The organism is Bordetella trematum (assembly GCF_900078335.1).
Classification (GTDB): domain Bacteria; phylum Pseudomonadota; class Gammaproteobacteria; order Burkholderiales; family Burkholderiaceae_B; genus Bordetella; species Bordetella trematum.
This window is the reverse complement of sequence record NZ_FKBR01000012.1, coordinates 66314-86657: the sequence shown is the minus strand read 5'-3', so window position 1 is coordinate 86657 and position 20344 is coordinate 66314. Positions and strand designations below refer to the sequence as shown.

At 64.2% G+C, this 20344-nt stretch carries 22 protein-coding genes; 17 read left to right on the top strand and 5 right to left on the bottom strand.

What is annotated here, in order from left to right; translation table 11 throughout:
• The first annotated feature begins 13 nt into the window (after positions 1-13).
• The 16 genes from plsX to recO all read left to right on the top strand — a co-directional run bounded on the left by plsX (position 14) and on the right by recO (position 14924).
• Positions 14-1075 carry a phosphate acyltransferase PlsX gene (gene plsX, locus A7V84_RS06425; protein WP_025517919.1) on the top strand — a complete coding sequence of 354 codons (1062 nt, stop codon included), beginning with the start codon at positions 14-16 and terminating at the stop codon, positions 1073-1075.
• Complete coding sequence (locus A7V84_RS06420; RefSeq protein ID WP_025517917.1) at positions 1075-2061, top strand: beta-ketoacyl-ACP synthase III; 987 nt, start codon at positions 1075-1077, stop codon at positions 2059-2061. The genes plsX and A7V84_RS06420 overlap by 1 nt, the downstream gene beginning before the upstream one ends.
• Positions 2062-2116: 55 nt before the next feature.
• Positions 2117-3052, top strand: coding sequence for an ACP S-malonyltransferase (gene fabD / locus A7V84_RS06415; protein ID WP_025517915.1), 936 nt, complete (start codon positions 2117-2119; stop codon positions 3050-3052).
• A 2-nt stretch (positions 3053-3054) separates the two neighbouring features.
• Positions 3055-3804, top strand: coding sequence for a 3-oxoacyl-ACP reductase FabG (gene fabG, locus A7V84_RS06410; RefSeq protein ID WP_063492043.1), 750 nt, complete (start codon positions 3055-3057; stop codon positions 3802-3804).
• 203 nt (positions 3805-4007) lie between these two features.
• On the top strand, positions 4008-4247 hold the full coding sequence (gene acpP, locus A7V84_RS06405; protein ID WP_003813816.1) for an acyl carrier protein: 240 nt from the start codon (positions 4008-4010) through the stop codon (positions 4245-4247).
• A gap of 177 nt (positions 4248-4424) precedes the next feature.
• A complete protein-coding gene (fabF, locus tag A7V84_RS06400; RefSeq protein WP_025517908.1) occupies positions 4425-5654 on the top strand; it encodes a beta-ketoacyl-ACP synthase II in 1230 nt (409 codons plus the stop codon).
• A gap of 86 nt (positions 5655-5740) precedes the next feature.
• Positions 5741-6103: a hypothetical protein gene (locus A7V84_RS21310; RefSeq protein ID WP_127070797.1), complete on the top strand. Its 363-nt coding sequence runs from the start codon at positions 5741-5743 to the stop codon at positions 6101-6103.
• Positions 6100-6699, top strand: coding sequence for an RNA polymerase sigma factor RpoE (rpoE, locus tag A7V84_RS06390; RefSeq protein ID WP_025517904.1), 600 nt, complete (start codon positions 6100-6102; stop codon positions 6697-6699). The genes A7V84_RS21310 and rpoE overlap by 4 nt, the downstream gene beginning before the upstream one ends.
• Before the next feature lie 12 nt (positions 6700-6711).
• Positions 6712-7197, top strand: coding sequence for a sigma-E factor negative regulatory protein (locus A7V84_RS06385; protein ID WP_033534208.1), 486 nt, complete (start codon positions 6712-6714; stop codon positions 7195-7197).
• Complete coding sequence (locus A7V84_RS06380; RefSeq protein WP_025517901.1) at positions 7197-8234, top strand: MucB/RseB C-terminal domain-containing protein; 1038 nt, start codon at positions 7197-7199, stop codon at positions 8232-8234. Before A7V84_RS06385 ends, A7V84_RS06380 begins: the two co-directional genes overlap by 1 nt.
• 46 nt (positions 8235-8280) lie before the next feature.
• Complete coding sequence (locus tag A7V84_RS06375; RefSeq protein ID WP_025517899.1) at positions 8281-9768, top strand: DegQ family serine endoprotease; 1488 nt, start codon at positions 8281-8283, stop codon at positions 9766-9768.
• Between the two features lie 212 nt (positions 9769-9980).
• Positions 9981-11774, top strand: coding sequence for a translation elongation factor 4 (lepA, locus tag A7V84_RS06370; protein WP_025517897.1), 1794 nt, complete (start codon positions 9981-9983; stop codon positions 11772-11774).
• A 23-nt stretch (positions 11775-11797) separates the two neighbouring features.
• Entirely contained in the window at positions 11798-12682 is an 885-nt protein-coding gene (lepB, locus tag A7V84_RS06365; protein ID WP_025517896.1) for a signal peptidase I, read from the top strand.
• A 6-nt stretch (positions 12683-12688) separates the two neighbouring features.
• Entirely contained in the window at positions 12689-13444 is a 756-nt protein-coding gene (gene rnc, locus A7V84_RS06360; protein WP_025517894.1) for a ribonuclease III, read from the top strand.
• The gene (gene era, locus A7V84_RS06355) at positions 13441-14331 is read left to right on the top strand and encodes a GTPase Era (RefSeq protein ID WP_025517892.1); all 891 of its coding nucleotides are present in this window, start codon (positions 13441-13443) and stop codon (positions 14329-14331) included. Before rnc ends, era begins: the two co-directional genes overlap by 4 nt.
• A gap of 5 nt (positions 14332-14336) precedes the next feature.
• Positions 14337-14924 (top strand): DNA repair protein RecO, encoded by a 588-nt coding sequence (recO, locus tag A7V84_RS06350; RefSeq protein WP_025517891.1) that lies wholly within the window; start codon positions 14337-14339, stop codon positions 14922-14924.
• 195 nt (positions 14925-15119) lie between these two features.
• Here recO and A7V84_RS06345 read toward each other — a convergent pair whose 3' ends face one another.
• The 4 genes from A7V84_RS06345 to A7V84_RS06330 all read right to left on the bottom strand — a co-directional run bounded on the left by A7V84_RS06345 (position 15120) and on the right by A7V84_RS06330 (position 18144).
• A complete protein-coding gene (locus tag A7V84_RS06345) occupies positions 15120-15830 on the bottom strand; it encodes a Bax inhibitor-1/YccA family protein (protein ID WP_033534209.1) in 711 nt (236 codons plus the stop codon).
• 94 nt (positions 15831-15924) lie between these two features.
• Positions 15925-16167: a hypothetical protein gene (locus tag A7V84_RS06340; protein WP_025517889.1), complete on the bottom strand. Its 243-nt coding sequence runs from the start codon at positions 16165-16167 to the stop codon at positions 15925-15927.
• A gap of 11 nt (positions 16168-16178) precedes the next feature.
• Positions 16179-16616, bottom strand: coding sequence for a DNA polymerase III subunit chi (locus tag A7V84_RS06335; RefSeq protein ID WP_025517887.1), 438 nt, complete (start codon positions 16614-16616; stop codon positions 16179-16181).
• Positions 16617-16632: 16 nt separating this feature from the next.
• On the bottom strand, positions 16633-18144 hold the full coding sequence (locus A7V84_RS06330) for a leucyl aminopeptidase (protein WP_063492044.1): 1512 nt from the start codon (positions 18142-18144) through the stop codon (positions 16633-16635).
• 54 nt (positions 18145-18198) lie between these two features.
• Between A7V84_RS06330 and lptF the strand changes: the two genes are divergently transcribed.
• Positions 18199-19311, top strand: coding sequence for an LPS export ABC transporter permease LptF (gene lptF / locus A7V84_RS06325; RefSeq protein WP_082832988.1), 1113 nt, complete (start codon positions 18199-18201; stop codon positions 19309-19311).
• 10 nt (positions 19312-19321) lie between these two features.
• Here the strand turns inward: lptF and A7V84_RS06320 are convergent, their stop codons facing one another.
• The gene (locus A7V84_RS06320; protein ID WP_025517882.1) at positions 19322-20245 is read right to left on the bottom strand and encodes a LysR family transcriptional regulator; all 924 of its coding nucleotides are present in this window, start codon (positions 20243-20245) and stop codon (positions 19322-19324) included.
• Positions 20246-20344 lie beyond the last annotated feature (99 nt).

Here is a 20344-nt window from a genome sequence, read left to right as displayed (position 1 = left end):
TGGCCTGGCACCCGTGATACGCATCGCTATAGACTGCATGGGCGGGGACTACGGTCTGCCCGTCACCATTCCGGCCGCGCTCGAGTTCGCCCGGCAATTCCCGGATACCCGGCTGTTGCTGGTCGGGTTGCCCGACGCGATAGAGGCCGCCCTGGCCGAACATCGTTCGGTGCCGCGTGATCGCCTCGAGATCGTTGCTGCCTCCGAGGTCGTCTCCATGGACGACCCCGTGGAGGTGGCGTTGCGCCGTAAGAAAGATTCATCCATGCGGCTGGCTGCCCAGGCCGTCAAGGACGGTCGCGCCGACGCTTGCGTGTCGGCAGGCAATACCGGCGCCTGGATGGCGATCTCTCGTTATGTGCTCAAGACGCTGGACGGCATCGATCGCCCGGCGATCGCGACCGCCATTCCCAATCAGACTGGTGGGGCCACGACGGTTCTCGATCTCGGTGCCAATGTCGACTGCACGGCAGAGCATCTGCTGCAGTTCGCCATCATGGGCGCGGCCTTGGCGCAAGCCATCGACCGCCCCGAGCGCCCGACGGTCGGTCTGCTCAATATCGGCGAAGAGGTCATCAAGGGCAATGAGGTGGTCAAAGAGGCTGCCGAACTGCTGCGCGCCAGCCCGCTCAATTTCTACGGCAACGTGGAAGGCGACGATATTTTCAAAGGCACGGTCGATGTGGTCGTCTGCGACGGCTTCGTCGGCAATGTGGTGCTGAAATCGGTCGAAGGGCTGGCCAAGATGCTCTCGAGCGTCATCCGCGAAGAATTCAAGCGCAATTTCCTGACTTTGCTGCTGGGCCTGGCTGCCACGCCGGTGCTCAAGCGTCTGCGCAAACGCGTGGACAACCGGCGCTATAACGGCGCCGCGTTGCTGGGTCTGCGCGGCGTTGTGATCAAAAGCCATGGCTCGGCCGACAGCTACGCCTATGGCTTTGCTTTGCAGCGCGCGCGCGAGGCCGTGCTCAGTAAATTGCTGGACCGCACCGCGCAAACCATGGCTCAGATCACCCAGCGCGAGCCGCTGGATGATGCCGCTGTGGCCAAGGCTGCGGTGGGGGGCTCCGTTTGATGAACAAGGCAATGAAATACTCCGTGATCGCGGGAACGGGCAGTTTTCTGCCCGAGCGGGTCGTCTCCAATGATGCGTTGGCCGAGGAATTGGCCACGCGCGGCATCGAGACGTCGGATGAGTGGATCATCGAGCGCACTGGCATCCGCCAACGCCACCTCGCCGAGCGCGGGGTGACCACCAGTGTGCTGGCCACCGAGGCGGCGCGCCGCGCGATGGCCGACGCGGGCGTCGGGCCGCAGGATCTCGATCTGATCATCGTGGCGACGTCCACGCCCGATTTCGTTTTCCCCAGCACCGCTTGTCTGGTGCAGGCCAATCTCGGCGCCAAGGGCGGCGCGGCCTTCGATGTGCAGGCTGTCTGTAGCGGGTTTGCCTACGGGCTGACCACGGCGGACAGCTTCGTGCGTGCCGGCCGTGCGCGTTGTGCGCTGGTGATCGGCGCCGAAGTCTTCTCCAGCATCCTCGACTGGAACGACCGCAGCACCTGCGTGCTGTTCGGCGACGGTGCGGGTGCCGTGATCATCAAGGCGGCCGATGAGCCCGGTATTCTGGCGGCCAACTTGCATGCCGACGGCAGCTTGACCAAAATCCTGTGTGCGGCGGGCAACGTCGCTTACGGCGCAGTGACGGGGGATCCCTTCCTGCGCATGGACGGGCAGGCCGTGTTCAAGCAGGCCGTTACGGTGCTGGATCGTTCGGCTCGCGATGTTTGCGCCGAGGTCGGCATGACGATCGATCAGATCGATTGGCTGGTGCCTCACCAGGCCAACGTGCGCATCCTCAATTTCCTGGCTCGCAAGCTTGGCGTCCCCGTCGAGCGTGTCGTCATGACGGTGGATAAGCATGCCAACACTTCGGCAGCCAGCGTTCCGCTGGCGCTGGATGTCGCGCGGCGCGACGGGCGCATCAAGCCCGGCCAGCACGTGCTGATGCAGGGTGTCGGCGGCGGCTTCACCTGGGGCTCGGTACTGGCCCGCATGTGATGCAGGGCGGGCGGCTTGCCGCCCGTCGCATCAACCAAGAGAGATACGGACCACCATGAAACTCGCATTTGTTTTTCCTGGCCAAGGATCGCAATCCGTCGGCATGATGGACAGCTGGGCTGGCAACGCCGCCGTGGCCGATGTCCTCGGCCGCGCCAGCGCTGCGCTCGGCCAGGACCTGACCGCCCTGATCGCGCAGGGGCCGGCGGATCAACTCAATCTCACGACGAATACGCAGCCAGCCATGCTGGCCGCCGGCGTGGCCTGTTTTGCTGCCTGGCGCGCGGCCGGCGGCCCGATGCCGGCCGTCATGGCCGGCCACAGCCTGGGTGAGTATGCCGCGCTGACCGCGGCCGGTGCGCTGGCGCTTGAAGACGCCGTGCCGCTGGTGCGCATTCGCGCCGACGCCATGCAGGCTGCCGTGCCCGTCGGCACGGGTGCCATGGCTGCTGTGCTGGGCCTGGACGATGACGCCGTGCGTGCAGCCTGCGCGCAGGCGGCCCAGGGCGATGTCGTGGAAGCCGTCAATTTCAATGCGCCCGCCCAGGTGGTGATCGCGGGCCACAAGGCCGCGGTCGAGCGCGCCTGTGAGGCGGCCAAGGCCGCCGGCGCCAAACGCGCGCTGCTGCTGCCGGTTTCGGCTCCGTTTCACTCCAGCCTGCTCAAGCCGGCTGCCGAGGTGCTGGCCGGCGCGCTGGCGGGTATCGCATTGAAGTCGCCCGAAGTGGCGGTCATCAACAACGTCGATGTGGCCGAGCAGACCGATCCGGATGCCATCCGTGACGCGCTTGTGCGCCAGGCATGGCATGCCGTGCGCTGGGTGGAAACCCTCCAGCGCATGAAAGCCGCCGGCGTGACCCATGTCATCGAGTTTGGCCCGGGCAAGGTGCTCACCGGCTTGACCAAGCGCATCGATTCCGAGCTGACCGGGCTCGCTGTGACCGATCCGGCCTCGCTGGAAGCGGCGCTGGCCACCATCAAGGGAAATTGAGCATGGAACAGACGACGAAAGACCTGGAAGGCAAGATCGCGCTGGTCACCGGCGCCACGCGTGGCATTGGCCGTGCGATCGCCCTGGAGTTGGCTGCACGCGGTGCCACCGTGGTCGGCACGGCTACGTCCGAGGCCGGCGCGGCAGCCATCAACGAGACGCTGGCCGCCAGCGGCGGTCGTGGCGTGGTCCTCAACGTGACGGACGCGCCGGCTGTCGAGGCCCTGATCGAGGCGCTTGCCAAGGAAGGCGGTCCCCATATCCTGGTCAACAATGCCGGCATCACGCGTGACATGCTCGCCATGCGCCTGAAAGACGAGGATTGGAGCGACGTGATCGACGCCAATCTGAGCGCCGTGTTCCGCCTGGCGCGTGCTGCGATGCGCCCCATGATGAAGGCCCGTTGGGGTCGTATCATCAACATCACTTCGGTGATTGGTTCGGCCGGCAACGCTGGGCAGGCCAACTACGCTGCCGCCAAGGCAGGCGTGGCCGGGATGTCGCGCGCCCTGGCGCGTGAGTTGGGCAGCCGCAATATCACGGTAAACTGCGTGGCACCGGGCTTTATCGATACCGATATGACCCGTGTGCTGGGTGAAGCCCAGACCACTGCGCTTTTGCAGCAAATTCCGGCAGGTCGTCTCGGCCAACCGGAAGATATCGCCAATGCGGTCGGCTTTCTGGCCAGCCCTGCGGCGGGTTACATTACAGGTACGACCCTGCACGTGAACGGCGGGATGTACATGCAATAACTTGCATTGCGCGGTCCGGCCCCCGGGCTGGTGCGCAGTGTGCTTGTGGCATCGTCTCTTCGTGTGTCCGCAGTCGTCCGCAAGACGCTGCTGCCAGGCCAGCCTGGCGTACGAAGGCGAATGTTATTTTTCTCACGGCCAGGCGTTTGCATTGCTCTGCGCTTGGCTATAATTCGCGGGATTTTTCCCAATTGGAGATCTGCATGGAAAGCATCGAACAGCGCGTCAAGAAGATCGTCGCTGAACAACTTGGCGTGAACGAAGCCGAGATCAAGAACGAGTCCTCCTTCCTTGACGACCTCGGTGCCGATTCGCTCGACATGGTCGAGCTGGTCATGGCCCTCGAAGACGAATTCGAGACCGAGATCCCCGACGAAGAGGCCGAAAAGATCACGACCGTGCAACAAGCGATTGACTACATCAATTCGCACGGCAAGCAGTAATCTGTACAAGCCTAAATCCCGCGTCATTCGACGTCGGGAGTCAGGGCGGTTTTGGGTATTGCCTTGCATCCCGCGCGGGGGTTGCTGCCAGCCGGATAGGCTGGCAGTTTCCCGGCGCGCGAGACCAGCAGGGCTGGCCAAAAACCGCCTTTATTTTGTCTGTTTGAGGAGTCATCCGTGAAGCGACGTGTCGTCATCACCGGCTTGGGCATCGTATCCCCCGTGGGCAACGATGTGGCCACCGCTTGGGACAATATCGTCAACGGACGTTCTGGCATTGGCCGTATCACGCGATTCGATCCGTCGGCCTTGAACTCCCATATTGCTGGCGAGGTCAAGGATTTCGATATCGGCCAGTACCTGTCGCCCAAAGAAGCCCGCCAGATGGATACTTTCATCCATTACGGCCTGGCTGCCGGCGTGCAGGCGTGGCGTGATTGCGGCCTGGAAGTGACCGAGGAAAATGCCGATCGCATCGGCGTGATCATCGGCTCCGGGATTGGCGGCCTGCCGCGTATCGAAGAGACGCAGACCGAGCTGCTGGCCAAGGGCCCGCGCCGGATTTCTCCGTTCTTCGTGCCGGGTTCGTTGATCAACCTGATTTCCGGCCATCTGTCCATCATGTACGGGCTCAAGGGCCCGAGTTACGCCGTGGTGTCGGCGTGTACCACCGGCTTGCACAGCATCGGTGACGCAGCCCGCCTGATCGAATACGGCGATGCGGACGTGATGGTGGCCGGCGGCGCCGAATCGACGGTGTCGCCGCTGGGTATCGGCGGTTTCGCCGCCATGCGCGCGCTTTCCACGCGCAACGATGATCCCCAGACCGCTTCGCGCCCGTGGGATATCGATCGCGATGGTTTCGTGCTGGGCGAAGGCGCCGGCGTGCTGGTGCTCGAAGAGTATGAACACGCCAAGAAGCGCGGCGCGCGCATCTATGGCGAGTTCTGCGGCTACGGCATGAGCTCGGACGCCCACCACATCACCGCTCCCGACATGGACGGTCCGCGTCGCGGCGTCATCAACGCCCTGCGCAATGGCGGCATCAACCTCGACGAGGTCGATTACGTCAATGCTCACGGGACGTCCACGCCGCTGGGCGACAAGAACGAGACCGATGCGCTCAAGGCTGCCTTTGGCGACCATGCGCGCAAACTGGTGGTCAACTCCACCAAGTCCATGACGGGTCACCTGTTGGGCGCGGCCGGCGGCATCGAGGCGGTGTTCACCACGCTGGCGGTGTACAACCAGATCTCGCCTCCCACGATCAATATCTTCAATCAAGATCCCGAGTGCGATCTGGACTACTGCGCCAATCAAGCCCGGCCCATGAAGATCGATGTGGCGCTGTCCAACTCGTTCGGCTTCGGCGGTACCAACGGCTCCATGGCTGTACGCCGGGTTTGACCTTGCGACGCTGCCGGCAGGAAAGGGCGTGGCAGTTCGAGGTGCCTGCCGGCTTGGCGGCAGACGCAGGCTGGCCCAGGGTGGGTGTGAGCCTGTTGGCTGCGGCCGCGACGCTGGCCGCGCCCGCCTGGGGCTGGGCCTTGCTGCCGGCCGGCCTGCTGTCGCTATCCGGGCAGCGCCCGGTCCGGGCGCTGCGCGTGCATCCGGATCCGGCCTGCTGGCAGGCCCGCCTGTCGGGCGGCTGGCAGGCCGTCAGCTTGCGCCGTGCGCAGGCGCACAAAGGCTATATGGCCTTGTCATTTGAGCCCGCAACGCGGGACTGTGTTACAAACAGCAAGATCAGCTGCACCGTCTGGGCCACAAACTTGGCACCGGACCATTGGCGTCGCCTGCGCGTGATTGCGCGGGTCGCCGGGTGCAAAGCGGCATATCGCAGAGGGGCGTCATGAGCGAACGCGATGTCGACGCCGAGCTTGTCGCTCGCGTGCAGCGAGGCGACAAGAAAGCCTTCGACCTGCTGGTGCTCAAGTACCAGCGCAAGATCCTGCGCCTGTTGGCGAGGATGATCCGCGACCCGTCCGAGATCGAGGACGTGGCGCAAGAGGCCTTTATCAAGGCCTACCGGGCCTTGCCCCAGTTCCGGGGCGAAAGCGCCTTCTATACCTGGCTTTATCGTATCGCCATCAATACGGCACGCAATTGGCTGGCCTCGTCCGGGCGCCGGCCGAGCGCGCCCAATGCAATTGAAACCGAAGATGGTGAAACTTTTAACGAAACTGACAACCTAACCGATATAAGCACGCCGGAAGCCGAGTTCGCCAGCCGCGAAATCGCCGAAACCGTGAACGCAGCCATCGCGGAGTTGCCCGAGGAGTTGCGCACGGCTATCGTCCTGCGTGAAATTGAAGGTATGAGTTACGAAGACATCGCCCAAAGCATGGACTGCCCCATTGGCACCGTTCGCTCGCGGATTTTCCGCGCACGCGAAGCGATTGCCACCCGGTTGCGTCCCCTGCTTGACACCGATGCCGAGCGTCGCTGGTAAGGAGTGGCAGTCATGCAAACAGCAGCCAAGTCTGTGATCGCCGAAGCCTCATTCGAGGAGTTGGTTTCCGCCTGGATGGATGGCGAAGGATCGGATGACTTCATCAACGAACTGGTATCCGAGCCGGGCCGCAAGGCCTGGGATACCTATCACCTGATCGGAGACGCGCTGCGCAGCAGCGATCTCGTGATCGAGCCGTCGGAAGGCTTCCAGGCACGCCTGTCGCGCGCCCTGGATGCGGAGTTGCCGATTGTGGCCGCGCCCAAGCGGCGCTCGCCGCTGCGCCTGGGGCTGTCCAGCCTGGCCGTCGCGGCGGCCGTTGCCACGGTGGCCTGGGTGGCGCAACCTTATCTCGGCAGTACGGATACCGTATCGGCTCCCATACTGGCCGATGCCAGTCGCGATGAACGCGGCCTGGGCGATTACCTGGAAGCGCATCGCCAGATGGCCGGCCCGAGTGCCGTGCGTCAGGTTTCGTTTGAAACCGGAGTGCGCTGATGGTCCGTAGGCAGTCTATGCGCGGGCGTGAGCGCCAGGCCTGGCGGCAGCGCCAGTGGGGCCTCATGGCGATGATGCTGTGCGGGTTTCTGGTCTGGGACTCGAGTGCACGCGCGCAGAGCGCAGCCCCGGTCAAGGATCCGGTGCAGTTGCTGACCGATATCCAGCAGGCTGCCCGCAGCCAGGACTATTCGGGCGTCTTCATGTATCAGCAGGGCGACTCGATCCAGTCGTCGCGGCTGGTCCATGTCGTTGACGGCACCGGCGAGCGCGAGCGCCTGCAGATTCTCGACGGCCAGCCGCGCGAATACCTGAGGCACAACGAGGATGTCCAGTGTCTGATCCCCGACCGCAAGACCGTGTTGCTGGAGCGCCGCCGCGGCGACCGCTTCCCGGGGCTGTTGCTGGGCGATCCCAAGCACCTGATGGAGTACTACACGGTTCGCGAGGAGCCCCGTCTGCATCGTGTGGCCGATCGCGAGTGCCGGCTCATCTCGATCGAGCCGCTGGATGACAAACGCTATGGCTACCGCATCTGCGCCGACGTGGACACCAATCTGCTGCTCAAGGCGCAGACCGTCGATGGCAGCCGCGGCGTGGTCGAGCAGGTTTCCTTTACCTCATTGCGCGTGGGCAGCGATGTCGATGCCTCGCAGTTGAGTTCGCGCTGGAATACACGCGATTGGGATGTCATCGAGTCTGATATGCAACCGGTCGACCTGGCCGCTCAGGGCTGGCGCATTCCTGCCCCCAGCGGTTTCCTGCCGGTTAAAGAAGTGTCAAGAAAGATGAATAAGGGAACGGTTAGTCAGTTGGTGCTGTCAGATGGGTTGGCGGCGATATCCGTCTTCATCGAACCCTATGACGGGGCTCGCCATCAGCATCCGCCCGCCGGCCTTGGCCAGCGGGGTGCTATCAATATCTATGGTTCCCGTATCGCGGACTACTGGATGACTGTCCTGGGCGAAGTACCGGCTGCGACGTTGGAAAGTCTGGCCGAAGCGACCGAGTACGTGCCCGAATCGGCATCCCATTAAAAAGAATCCTGCGGGCGGGTGTTTGGGGTCATAACGGAGCTGTCGTATGAAAAAAACCGAACCGTCGAATTTTGCACTCCGACGTTTGTGTGCCGCCCTGCTTCTCGGGTCGGCACTTGCAGTATCGCAAGCGCCCCTGATGGCGCAGGAAAACCCGCCCGTCGCCACCAGTGCGCTGCCCGATTTCACCGGCATCGTCGAGATGGCCGAGCCGGCCGTGGTCAATATCCGCACCACGGCGACCGTCCCGGTGCGCGGTGGCCCGAATGGTCCGGGCGACCCCTATGAGTTGTTCCGCTGGTTCTTCGGTCCCGACATGCAGCCGCCGGGCATGGCGCCGGGGCAGGGCCCTCGTCGCCCCGGCCCGCAGGGCCAGCCTGAAGAGCGCACCGTGCCGCGTGGCGTGGGTTCGGGCTTCTTCATTTCGGCCGATGGCTACATTCTCACCAACCATCATGTGATCAGCGATGCTACCGACATCTATGTCACGCTGACCGATGGCCGTGAGTTCAAGGCCAAGGTCATCGGTTCGGATGAGCGTACCGATGTCGCGCTGATCAAGATCGACGCCAAGGACATGGTGGCGCTGCCTATTGGCGATGACACCAAGTTGAAGAAGGGGCAGTGGGTGCTGGCCATCGGCTCGCCCTTCGGCCTGGAGTCCACGGTCACCTCCGGTATCGTCAGCGCCATCGGCCGCGATACGGGCGAGTACCTGCCTTTCATCCAGACGGATGTGGCGGTCAACCCCGGCAACTCGGGCGGCCCGCTGCTGAACATGCAAGGCCAGGTGGTGGGCATCAACTCGCAGATCATCTCGCGCAGCGGTGGTTTCATGGGCATTTCGCTGGCCATCCCGATCGATGAAGCGATGCGTGTGGTCAAGCAGTTGCGCGCGGACGGCAAGGTCACGCGTGGCCGCATCGGTGTGCAGATCGGCGAGGTCAACAAGGACATTGCCGAAGCGATCGGGCTGCCGCGTGCCGAAGGCGCGCTGGTGAGCAATGTCGAGCACGAGGGGCCGGCCGAGAAGGCCGGCGTGCAGCCGGGCGACGTGATCCTGAAGTTCAATGGCCAGGCCATCAAGCGCTGGTCGGATCTGCCTCGTCTGGTGGGCCAGGCCAAGCCGGGCACCGACGGCAAGCTGGAGGTCTGGCGCCGTGGCCGCGACGTGACGCTTTCGGTCAAGGTCGGCGAGATGAAGGCTGAAACCACCGCCAGCGCCAAGGGCGGTTCGGAGAAGGCGCCGGCGGTGGACAATCACCTCGGACTGAGCGTGGTCAACGTCCCGGCTGACGTCAAGAGCAAGTTGCGCATCGAAGGCGGGGTGGAAGTGCGCGTGGCCGAAGGTCTGGCAGGCTCTGCCGGGCTGCAGCCAGGCGACATCGTGTTGGCGGTCAACGATACCGACATCACCGATGCGGCGCAGTTCGCCAAGGTGGTCGGCAAGCTGGACAAGGCCAAGACCGTGGCCCTGCTGGTGCGTCGTGGCGACCAGACGCAGTGGCTCGCCTTGCGTCCTGCCAGCAAATAAGCGCCAAGACCGGCTAAAATGGCTGGTTGCCGCAAGAGGGGGCGCATGGCGCCCCTTCTTGTTTTGGCTCGATGCTGCCCCGGACGCCCAAGTCTGCCGGGCACCGGCCCGGCAAGGATTTTTCGCGATGATGACTCCGGGCGGGCGTGCCCTGGGGTCCTGGCTGGCGGTTCGCGATTCCGGTTTGCTACGTCCCTTTTATAATTTCTTCTATGCAGCATATCCGTAACTTTTCCATCATTGCCCACATCGACCACGGCAAGTCGACGTTGGCCGACCGCCTCATTCAGCGTTGCGGCGGCCTGGCGGCTCGAGAAATGTCGGCGCAGGTGCTGGACTCGATGGACATCGAGCGCGAGCGCGGCATCACGATCAAGGCGCAGACTGCGGCCCTGCAGTACACGGCCCAGGACGGCAAGGTCTACAACCTCAACCTCATCGATACGCCGGGGCACGTGGACTTCTCGTATGAGGTCAGCCGCTCGCTGTCGGCCTGTGAAGGCGCCTTGCTGGTGGTGGATGCTTCCCAGGGCGTCGAGGCCCAGACCGTCGCCAACTGTTATACCGCCATCGACCTGGGCGTCGAGGTCTTGCCGGTACTGAACAAGATGGATCTGCCGCAGGCGGATCCGGAAGCCGCTGCCCAGGAAGTCGAAGACGTCATCGGCATCGACGCCACTCAGGCCATCCGCGCCAGCGCCAAGACGGGGATGGGCATCGATGAGATCCTGGAGACGGTTGTCGCGCGCGTGCCGCCGCCCGTGGGCGAGGTGGACGCGCCCCTGCAGGCCCTGATCATCGACTCCTGGTTCGACAACTATGTCGGCGTGGTCATGCTGGTGCGCATCGTCAACGGCGTTCTGCGCCCCAAGGACAAGATCCAGCTGATGGCCTCCGGCGCCACCCATCTGTGCGAGCAGATCGGGGTGTTCACGCCGAAGTCGCAGGCCCGTACCCAGTTGTCGGCCGGCGAAGTCGGGTTTGTGATCACCGGCATCAAGGAACTCGAACACGCCAAGGTGGGCGATACCATCACGCTGGCCGGCAAGCCCGCCAGCAAGCCGCTGCCCGGTTTCAAGGAGGTGCAGCCGCAGGTGTTCGCCGGCCTGTATCCGGTCGAGAGCTCGGAATACGATCAATTGCGCGATTCGCTGGAGAAGCTCAAGCTCAACGACGCCGCGCTGATGTTCGAGCCCGAGGTGTCGCAGGCGCTGGGCTTCGGCTTTCGTTGCGGCTTTCTCGGTCTGCTGCACATGGAAATCGTGCAGGAGCGCCTGGAACGCGAATTCGACATGGACATCATCACCACCGCGCCGTCGGTGGTTTATGAGGTCGAGCAACGCGATGGCACGGTCCTGACGGTCGAAAGCCCTTCGCGCATGCCCGAAGTGGGCAAGATCAACGACATTCGCGAGCCCATCGTCAAGGTGACGCTGTTCATGCCGCAGGAGTACGTCGGCCCGGTCATGACGCTGTGCAACAACAAGCGCGGCAACCAGATCAACATGACTTATCACGGCCGCCAGGTGCACCTGGTCTACGAGATTCCGCTGGCCGAGATCGTGCTGGATTTCTTCGACCGCCTGAAGTCGGTCTCGCGCGGCTATGCCTCGATGGACTACGAGTTTCTGGAGAACCGCTCTGCCGACGTGGTCAAGGTGGACTTGCTGATCAACGGCGACCGCGTCGACGCCCTGGCCATGATTGCTCACCGCAGCAACGCCCGTTACCGTGCGCGTGAAGTGGTGGCGCGCATGCGCACCCTGATTCCGCGCCAGATGTATGACGTGGCGATCCAGGCCGCCATCGGCGCGGAGGTGATCGCGCGCGAGAACGTCAAGGCCCTGCGCAAGAACGTGCTGGCCAAGTGCTATGGCGGCGATATCTCGCGCAAGAAGAAACTGCTCGAAAAGCAGAAGGCTGGCAAGAAACGCATGAAGCAGGTGGGGACGGTGGAAATACCCCAGGAAGCCTTTCTCGCCATTCTGCAGGTCGAAGACAAGTAGCAACCGAATAGGCCATAGAACCCATGAGCTGGAATTTTGCCCTCATTCTTTTTGTACTGTTGGTGGTGACGGGCGTCATCTGGACGCTCGATGTGCTGGTCTGGCGCAAGGCGCGCCGCCAGCGTGCGCAGGAAGCGGTCGAGCGGGTGAGGGCGGCCGGCATCGAGGACCCGGAGGCGGCCGAGCGGATGCGCCAGGAGGCGGTCGCCAGCGCGACCAGGGTGCCCTGGTGGATCGAGTATGGCGTGAGCTTCTTCCCGGTGATCCTGTTCGTGTTCGTGCTGCGTTCCTTCGTGGTCGAGCCGTTTCGCATCCCGTCGGGTTCCATGCTGCCGACGCTGCAGTCGGGCGACCTGATTCTGGTGAACAAGTTCAGCTATGGCATCCGCCTGCCGGTCATCGACAAGAAGGTGATTCCCACGGGCGCGCCTGAGCGCGGCGATGTGATGGTGTTCCGCTACCCGGTGGACCCTGACATCGACTACATCAAGCGCGTGGTCGGCCTGCCGGGCGATGAGGTGGCCTATCTCGACAAGAAGCTCTATATCAACGGTGAACTGGTGCCGCACCAGCGCGACGGCGATTACTTCGAGCCTGACCGGGTTTCCTATACTGCCCAGTACAAGGAAAAACTAGGAAAAATCGAGCACAAAATCCTGCTCGATGAGAATAAGTACCAGGAAATCGGCCCGATCTGGAAATTTCCTGACTTCAATAACTGTCAGTACGTCCGTAATGGAGTACGCTGCAAAGTGCCCGAAGGCCAGTATTTCGTCATGGGCGACAACCGTGACAACAGCGCGGACAGCCGCTACTGGGGCTTCGTGCCCGACAGCAATGTCGTGGGCAAGGCGTTCTTCATCTGGATGAACTTTGGCGATTTGAGCCGTATTGGCCGTTTTCACTGATAGCCCATGTCCCTAGCCAAGCTGGAAACCCGCCTGGGTCATCAATTCCATGACCAGGCCCTGCTCGAACAGGCGCTGACGCATCGCAGTCATGGCGCCCACCACAACGAGCGCTTGGAGTTCCTGGGGGACTCGGTGCTGAATTTCGTCGTGGCCGCCATGCTTTACGAGCGTTATCCGGAGCTGGATGAAGGAGATCTGTCGCGGGTGCGCGCCAATCTCGTGAAACAGGCGTCGTTGGCGGATATCGCTCAGCGCCTGGATCTCTCGCCGGTGCTTCGCCTGGGCGAGGGGGAGCTCAAAAGCGGCGGTTTTCGCCGCCCGTCGATCCTGGCCGATGCCGTTGAAGCGCTGTTTGGCGGTGTCTTTCTCGATGCCGGCTTTGCGGCTGCGCGTCACGTCATCGAACGCCAGTACGAGCCGGTGCTGGCCAGCGTCGACCTGCAAACGCTGGGCAAGGACGCCAAGACCCTGTTGCAGGAGTTCCTGCAGGGACGCAAGATGGCGTTGCCCGTCTATACGGTGGTCGCCACCCATGGCGCGGCCCATAGCCAGCAGTTCGAAGTCGAGTGCGCCATCCCGGCGCTCGAAATCAAGGTGACGGCTGCCGGCGCAAGCCGCCGCGCCGCCGAGCAATCCGCCGCCAAGCTGGTGCTGGAGGCGGTGCAGGCCGTCAACCCCCGCGTGGCACGCAAACCCGCCCGCGGACGCAAGACCGCACAACTGTCGCTGCCTGTGGCAGTGGCTCAAGAGGTGAAATGAGTACTCAACCGTTCCGCACCGGCTTCGTCGCCATCGTGGGGCGCCCCAATGTGGGCAAGTCCACCCTGACCAACGCCTTGATCGGTTCCAAGATTTCGATCGTCTCGCGCAAGGCGCAGACGACGCGTCATCGCATCCACGGGGTGTTGACGCGCGAGCACGAGCAGTTCGTCTTCGTCGATACGCCCGGGTTCCAGACCCGTCATGGCGGCGCGATGAATCGCATGATGAACCGCGTCGTGACGCAGGCGCTGGCCGATGTCGACGTGGTGGTGCATGTGGTCGAGGCCGGGAAATGGTCGGAAGGCGATGCCAAGCTGCTGCCGCTGCTGCCCAAGCCCGAGCGCACCATTCTTGCGATCAGCAAGATCGATGCCCTGAAGCACCGCGATGATCTTTTTCCCTTCGTGGCCAAGATCATGGCGCAGCATCAGTACGGCGCCGTGGTGCCGGTGAGCGCCACCAAGAACCATCAGCTGGATCAGCTGCTCGATGAGATCGCCCAGCGCCTTCCCGAAGGCGAACCGATGTTCGAAGAGGATGCGTTGACCGATCGGCCGATGCGCTTCATCGCCGCCGAGCTGGTGCGCGAGAAGATCTTCCGCCTGGTGGGCGACGAGCTCCCCTATGGCTGTACGGTCGTGATCGAGCAATGGGAAGAGAACGAAAGGGGCGTGCGCATCGCCGCCTGCGTGGTGGTCGAGCGTGAAAGCCATCGGCCCATCCTGTTGGGCGCGGGCGGCCAGCACATGAAACGCATTGCCACCGAGGCGCGCCAGGATATCGCCAAGCTGCTGGACAAGCCTGTGCACCTGGAGGTCTACATCAAGGTGCGCAAGGGTTGGTCAGAGCGCGAAAGCGCCCTGCGCGACCTGGGCTATGAGTAAGCACAATGAGTAAACGCGCCCAGCGCGTGCATGACAACCGGGCCTATATGCTGCATGCGACGGCCTGGCGCGAGACTTCCCTCATCGTGCAGGGATTCTCGCGCGATCACGGTTGCGTGGCCCTGGTGGCCAAGGGGGCCAAGCGCCCTTACTCCACCCTCAGGCCGGTACTGTCGGCCTTTCAGCCCATTCTGATGTCCTGGAGCGGCGGTGGCGAGGTCAAGACGCTCACCCGGGCCGAAGTGGCCGGCGTGCACCGGCTGGGCGGCGCCGCCCTCATGTCCGCCTGGTACATGAACGAACTGTTGTTGCGGCTGCTGCCTCGCGAGGATGCGCACCCGGTGCTGTTTGACGCCTACGAGACGGCATTGCAACAGCTGGCGGGCGGCTCGCGTGCGGCCGGCGCCTTGCGCCGCTTCGAGTGGGTGCTGTTGCGCGAGACGGGTTATGGCCTGGATGAAGACGAACCGGACTTCGAGGATGCCCGGATCGAACCCGCCTTGCGGCGCGATCTGCGCCAGCGGCTTGAAGCGCAACTGGTGGGTCGGCCTCTGTCTACCCGTCGTGTGCTGATGGAGTTGCAGCGCCTCTGAGTGGGGCCGCATTTCAGCCCTTTTCCCGGCATGATCTTCCGCAGTGCCTTGCACGGCCCGTCGCCGCGGCTGTGCCGGCGCTCGTGCCCCCGGAGTTCATGTCAGCCGGTGCTTCGGGAGCAAAAAAGCCGCCCGTTGGCGGGCGGCTCTTGAGGCCGGGGCGGGATGGCCCCGGCTTGCGGGCGTGCGCGTCGCTCAGTCGCGGTTGCCGCCGAAAATCCCCAGCAGCATCAGCAGGTTGGAGAAGACGTTGTAGACGTCCAGGTAGATGGCCAGGGTGGCGGACACGTAGTTGGTTTCGCCGCCATTGACCACGCGCTGCAGGTCCACCAGCATGAAGGCCGAGAAGATCACCACGGCCAGCACGGAGATGGTCAGCATGAGGGCCGGCATCTGCAGGAAGATGTTGGCCAGGGCGGCCAGGATGATCACCACGGCGCCGGTGAACAGCCATTTCTGCATGCTGGAAAGATCACGCTTGATGGTGCTGGCCAGGGTGGCCATGGTGCCGAACACCACGGCGGTGCCACCGAAGGCGGTCATCACCAGTTGCGAACCGTTGCTCATGCCGAGCACGAAGCCCAGCAGTCGCGAGAGCATCACACCCATGAAGAATGTGAAGGCCAGCAGAAGCACGACGCCCATCGAGTTGTTCTTGTTTTTCTCGATGGCGAACATCAGGCCGAAGGCGCCGGCCAGGAACACGATGGCCGACATGCCGGGGCTGGCGCCCATGATCTTGTTCAGGCCGGTATTCAGGCCCACGGCGGCGCCGAGCACCGTCGGGATCAGCGACAGGGCGAGCAGCCAGTAGGTGTTGCGTAGAACCTTGTTCCGGACGACTTCGCCCGGCGCGCCGGCCAGGGGGCCGGAGCGGTCAAAGGGGGAGGGGCGGTATTCGCTCATGTGAACTCCTGAGTGGCAAAGGGTTGCCCAAATAGCTTAGAACGCAAGAATAACTGACGGTTCCCTGAAAAATCCAGTTTTGGGGGCAGGGTTTTCATCCAGGGCGGGTACGTTGCAGTACGCGCTCGACGATGCCGGGCAGCTCGGCCTCCAGGCGCGCGCGCATGTCGGCGACGGCCTGTTCGATGACTTGCTCCAGCTCGGCATGCAACAGGGCGCGAAGCACTGGCGCAGGGACCTCCGGCGTGGCCGCAGGAGGAGGGCCGGGCGGCTGCGTCGGCAGCTCGGCACGTTGTGTCAGGGTTGGGATGCCGGAGTCGGGGTAGGGGGAGGACATGAATGGGCGGGTCAGGCGCTGCGGCTGAGATCGTGGCTGTGCGGGCTATGGCCGGCCGCGACGTAGTCGCGCCAGCGTACGCGGGCGGCGGCCTTGTCGGCTTCCTGAGCCGAGACGACTTCCAGCACGCGGAGGTAGCCATCGTAGTTCGGCGGACAGGCGTCGTCCAGGTTGAGCAGCCAGGCCTGTGGGGCAAGCGTCAGCGCCTGGCCGGGATCGGCTGCCGTCAGCAGGATGGGCGTCTCGGCGGCGAGCGGATCGCGCGCCGAGACATGCGGCACGAAGGTGCTGTCGTCAAAGGCCCACAGCAGCCGGTCAAAGGCCGACAGGCGATTGACGTCGGTGCAGTACACCACCAGTCGCTGGCCCGCCAGGTAGCGCTTTTGGGCGGTCTGGCAGGCCGCCCGCAGGCGATCCGGGGCGCCGAAGGCAAAATCGATCCGGGTCATGCGGACGGCGCCGGCCTCAATTGGCCTGATTGAGCAGGTATTGCATCAGCAGCGGGACCGGGCGGCCGGTGGCGCCTTTGTCCTTGCCGCCACGCCAGGCCGTGCCGGCGATGTCCAGGTGCGCCCAGGGATAGGCCTTGGTGAAGCGCGACAGGAAGCAGGCTGCCGTGACTGCGCCGGCGCCCGGGCTGCCGATATTGGCGATATCGGCGAAGTTGGATTTCAACTGATCCTGGTAGGCGTCTTCGAGAGGCATGCGCCAGGCGGTGTCCTGGGTCTGGCGGCCGGCGGCCAGCAGCGCCTCGGCCAGCGTGTCATCCGTGGAGAACAGGCCGGAATTGACACTGCCCAGGGCCACCACGCAAGCGCCGGTCAGGGTGGCGATGTCGATCACGGCGGAGGGCTTGAAGCGCTCGGCATAGGTGAGGGCGTCGCACAGCACCAGGCGGCCTTCGGCGTCGGTGTTGAGGATCTCGATGGTCTGGCCGGACATGCTGGTGACCACGTCACCGGGTTTGTTGGCCTTGCCGCTGGGCAGGTTCTCGCAGGCCGGGATCAGACCCACCACATCCAGGGCGGGCGCCAATTCGGCCAGGGCACGGAAGGTGCCCATCACGCTGGCCGCGCCGCACATGTCGTATTTCATTTCGTCCATGGTGGCGGCGGGCTTGAGCGAAATGCCGCCGGCATCGAAGGTGATGCCCTTGCCCACCAGCACGATCGGGCCGTTGTCCTTGGCCTTCTTGGCCGTAGCGGTCTTGCCGTTGTAGCGCAGCACGATGAAGCGCAGCGGTTCGTCGGAGCCGCGCGCCACCGAAAGGAAGGAGCCCATGCCCAGGGCTTCGACCTGTTTGCGGTCGAGGACTTCGGCTTTGATCAGGGTCTTGTAGTTGCGTGCCAGCTTGCGGGCTGTCTCGCCCAGATAGGTGGGCGTGCAGATGTTGCCCGGCAGGTTGCCCAGCGTGCGGGTCAGCTCCATGCCGTTGCTGATGGCCGTGCCTTCGCGCAGGCCGAGCTGGGCCTGCGCGGTTTCGGCGCGATCGACGATCTGGGTGATCTTCTTGAGCTTGGGCCGTGCGTCGCGCTCGGTCTTGCCGACCGTGGCGTCATAGTAGTAGGTGGCCTGGCCGGCGGCGATGGCCGCAGCGCGGGCGCGGTCACGGATGGTGCTGTGCTCGATGGGCAGTGCCGCCAGCGTGGACACGCCTTCGGCGAGCTGGGCGCCGGCGCAATAGTTGGCGAAGGCCTGCTCGGCGCTGGCATGCGCGCGGGTAGAATACTCGGCCTGTTTGCCCAGGCCGACCAGAACCACGCGCTGGGCGGTGACGCCCGGCAGCGCGCGCAGTACCAGAGTGGCGCCCAGACGGGCGCGGAACTCGGTTTTGATGACGCTTTGCAGGGCGCCGTTGCTGGCGCGGTCGATCAATTCAGCGGCCGGGCTCAGTACGCCGTCGGCGTAAACGCCCACGGCCAGCGCCGCCGTCTTGAGTTGATGCAGGGAAGCGGTGGTCTGTGTGCTAAATTCCATGAAGATTTCCCGAGTGCGTCGAACGATGCGGTCGATTATCCCGCATATTCTCCCATGTCTCTATTCAAACGGTCTGTCGTCAGCGAGATTACCAGTCACGCCGGCGTGGTGTTTTCTACGCTCGTCGTCGTCTGGCTGAGTGTTCTGCTGGTGCGCCTGTTGGGCGAAGCGGCAGGCGGCAGCATCGGCGCCGATGTGGTGTTCGGCCTGGCGGCCTTCTCCACGATCACCGCCTTGCCCACGATTCTGGCGGTGGCGCTGTTCATCGCGGTGCTGACCACGGTCACGCGCAATTATCGCGAATCGGAAATGGTGGTGTGGTTTGCCAGCGGCCTGTCGCTGGCCGACTGGCTGCGCCCGGTGCTGCGCGTGGCGGTGCCGGTGGCCCTGATGGTCGCGGGGCTGACGCTGGTGGCTTCGCCCTGGGCCTATCGTCAGATCGGCGAGTATCGCGAGCGCTTTGAACAGCGTTCCGATCTGTCCAAGGTCGCGGCCGGCCAGTTTGTCGAATCCGGGCGTGGCGATCGCGTGTTCTTCGCCGAAGACCCCACCGAGCCGGGCGATGAGTTGGGGGCGGTGTTTGCGCGTGCCATCGATCCGGAGTGGCTCAGCGTGCTCACGGCCAACAGCGCGCGTGGCGAGACCCTGCCCAATGGCGACCGCTTCCTGGTGCTGTCGGGCGGGCATCGCTACGATCTGAAGCCGGGTACGCCGGAGCTGCGCGTGACCACCTTCGATCAGTATGGCATGCGCCTGGAGAGCAAGGCGGGCGAGGACCCCATCGGCGAGGCGCGGGCGGCCGCCGAGCGCTCAAGCAAGGCGCGCTCCACCCTGCAACTGATGGAAGACAATACCAATAGCTCCTGGTCGCAGGTCATGTGGCGTATTTCCATGCCGCTGGCGGCGCTCAACCTTGCCTTGCTGGCGGTGCCGCTGGGCGCGGTCAATCCACGGCTGGGGCGTTCCGGCGATCTGCTGATCGCAGGCCTGGTGGGCCTGCTCTATATGAATCTGATCAATCTTTCGCGCGCCTGGATCAGCAGCGGCAAGCTGCCGTTCGGGGTGGGGGTGTGGCTCATCCATGCGCTGGTGCTCGCCCTGACGGGCTGGCTGCTCTATCGCCGCCTGCGCGTGAAGGCGCCGCCGCGCAGCCCTCAGGCGGCCTGAGGGCGTCGACTCAGCCGGGGTCGGTCAGCAACTGGCCGCTGGCCCCGGCAAGCAGCGCGCGGTTGCGTTCGGCCGCCTCGCGCATGAAATCCCACAGGAGACTCACGCGCTTGAGGCGATAGAGATCTTCGTGGCAGTACATCCAGAAGCTGCGTGTGATGCTGAGCTCGTCGCCCAGCACCGGGACCAGGCGGGGATCCTGCGCGGCAATGAAACCGGGCAGGATCGCCAGTGACTGGCCCTGCAGTGCCGCATGGTACTGCGCCACGACGCTGGTGCTGCGCAGCACGACACGGCTGTTGGGCAGCAGGTCTTCCAGATAGCGAAGGCGTTCGCTGAAGAGCAGCTCGTCTACATATCCAATGAAACTGTGGCCGGCCAGGTCGGCGCGTTCGCGGATGGGCGGGTGGCGCTCCAGATATTGCCGCGTGCCGTAGAGCCGCAAGGTGTAGTCGCACAACCGGCTGCAGACGTAGGGGCCGCGTTGCGGCCGCTCGATGGTGATGGCCAGGTCGGCTTCGCGCTTGGACAGGCTGACAAAGCGCGGCACAGGCAGGATGTCCAGAGTGATGTGGGGGTAGCGGCGCTGGAAGTCTGCCGCCAGGGGCGTGACCACGTAGCTGCCGAAGCCCTCGGTGGCCCCGACCCGGATATGACCCGAAAGCGCCTGGCCGATACCGGAGAGGCTTTCCCGGGCCGTGTGAATGGTGCTTTCCAGCTGTTCGGCATAGACCAGCAGGCGCTGGCCGTCCTCGGTCAGGACGAAGCCGGCGCTGCGGGATTTCTCGAACAGCAGGCTGCCCAGCTCGGCTTCGAGGGCACGCACGCGGCGTGCCACGGTGGTGTGTTCCACCCCCAGTGTGCGGGCGGCGGCGCTTACGCGCTGGCTGCGTGCGACTTCCAGAAAATAACGCAGGCTGTCCCAGTCCAGCATGGAGTCTCCCGGCCCTTTGTGCCGTTGGCGCCGGCATGGGGCTGTCCTTGTTTATTTATGCACAATCCATGTGCATTCGTGTCGTTGCTTGTTGATTTT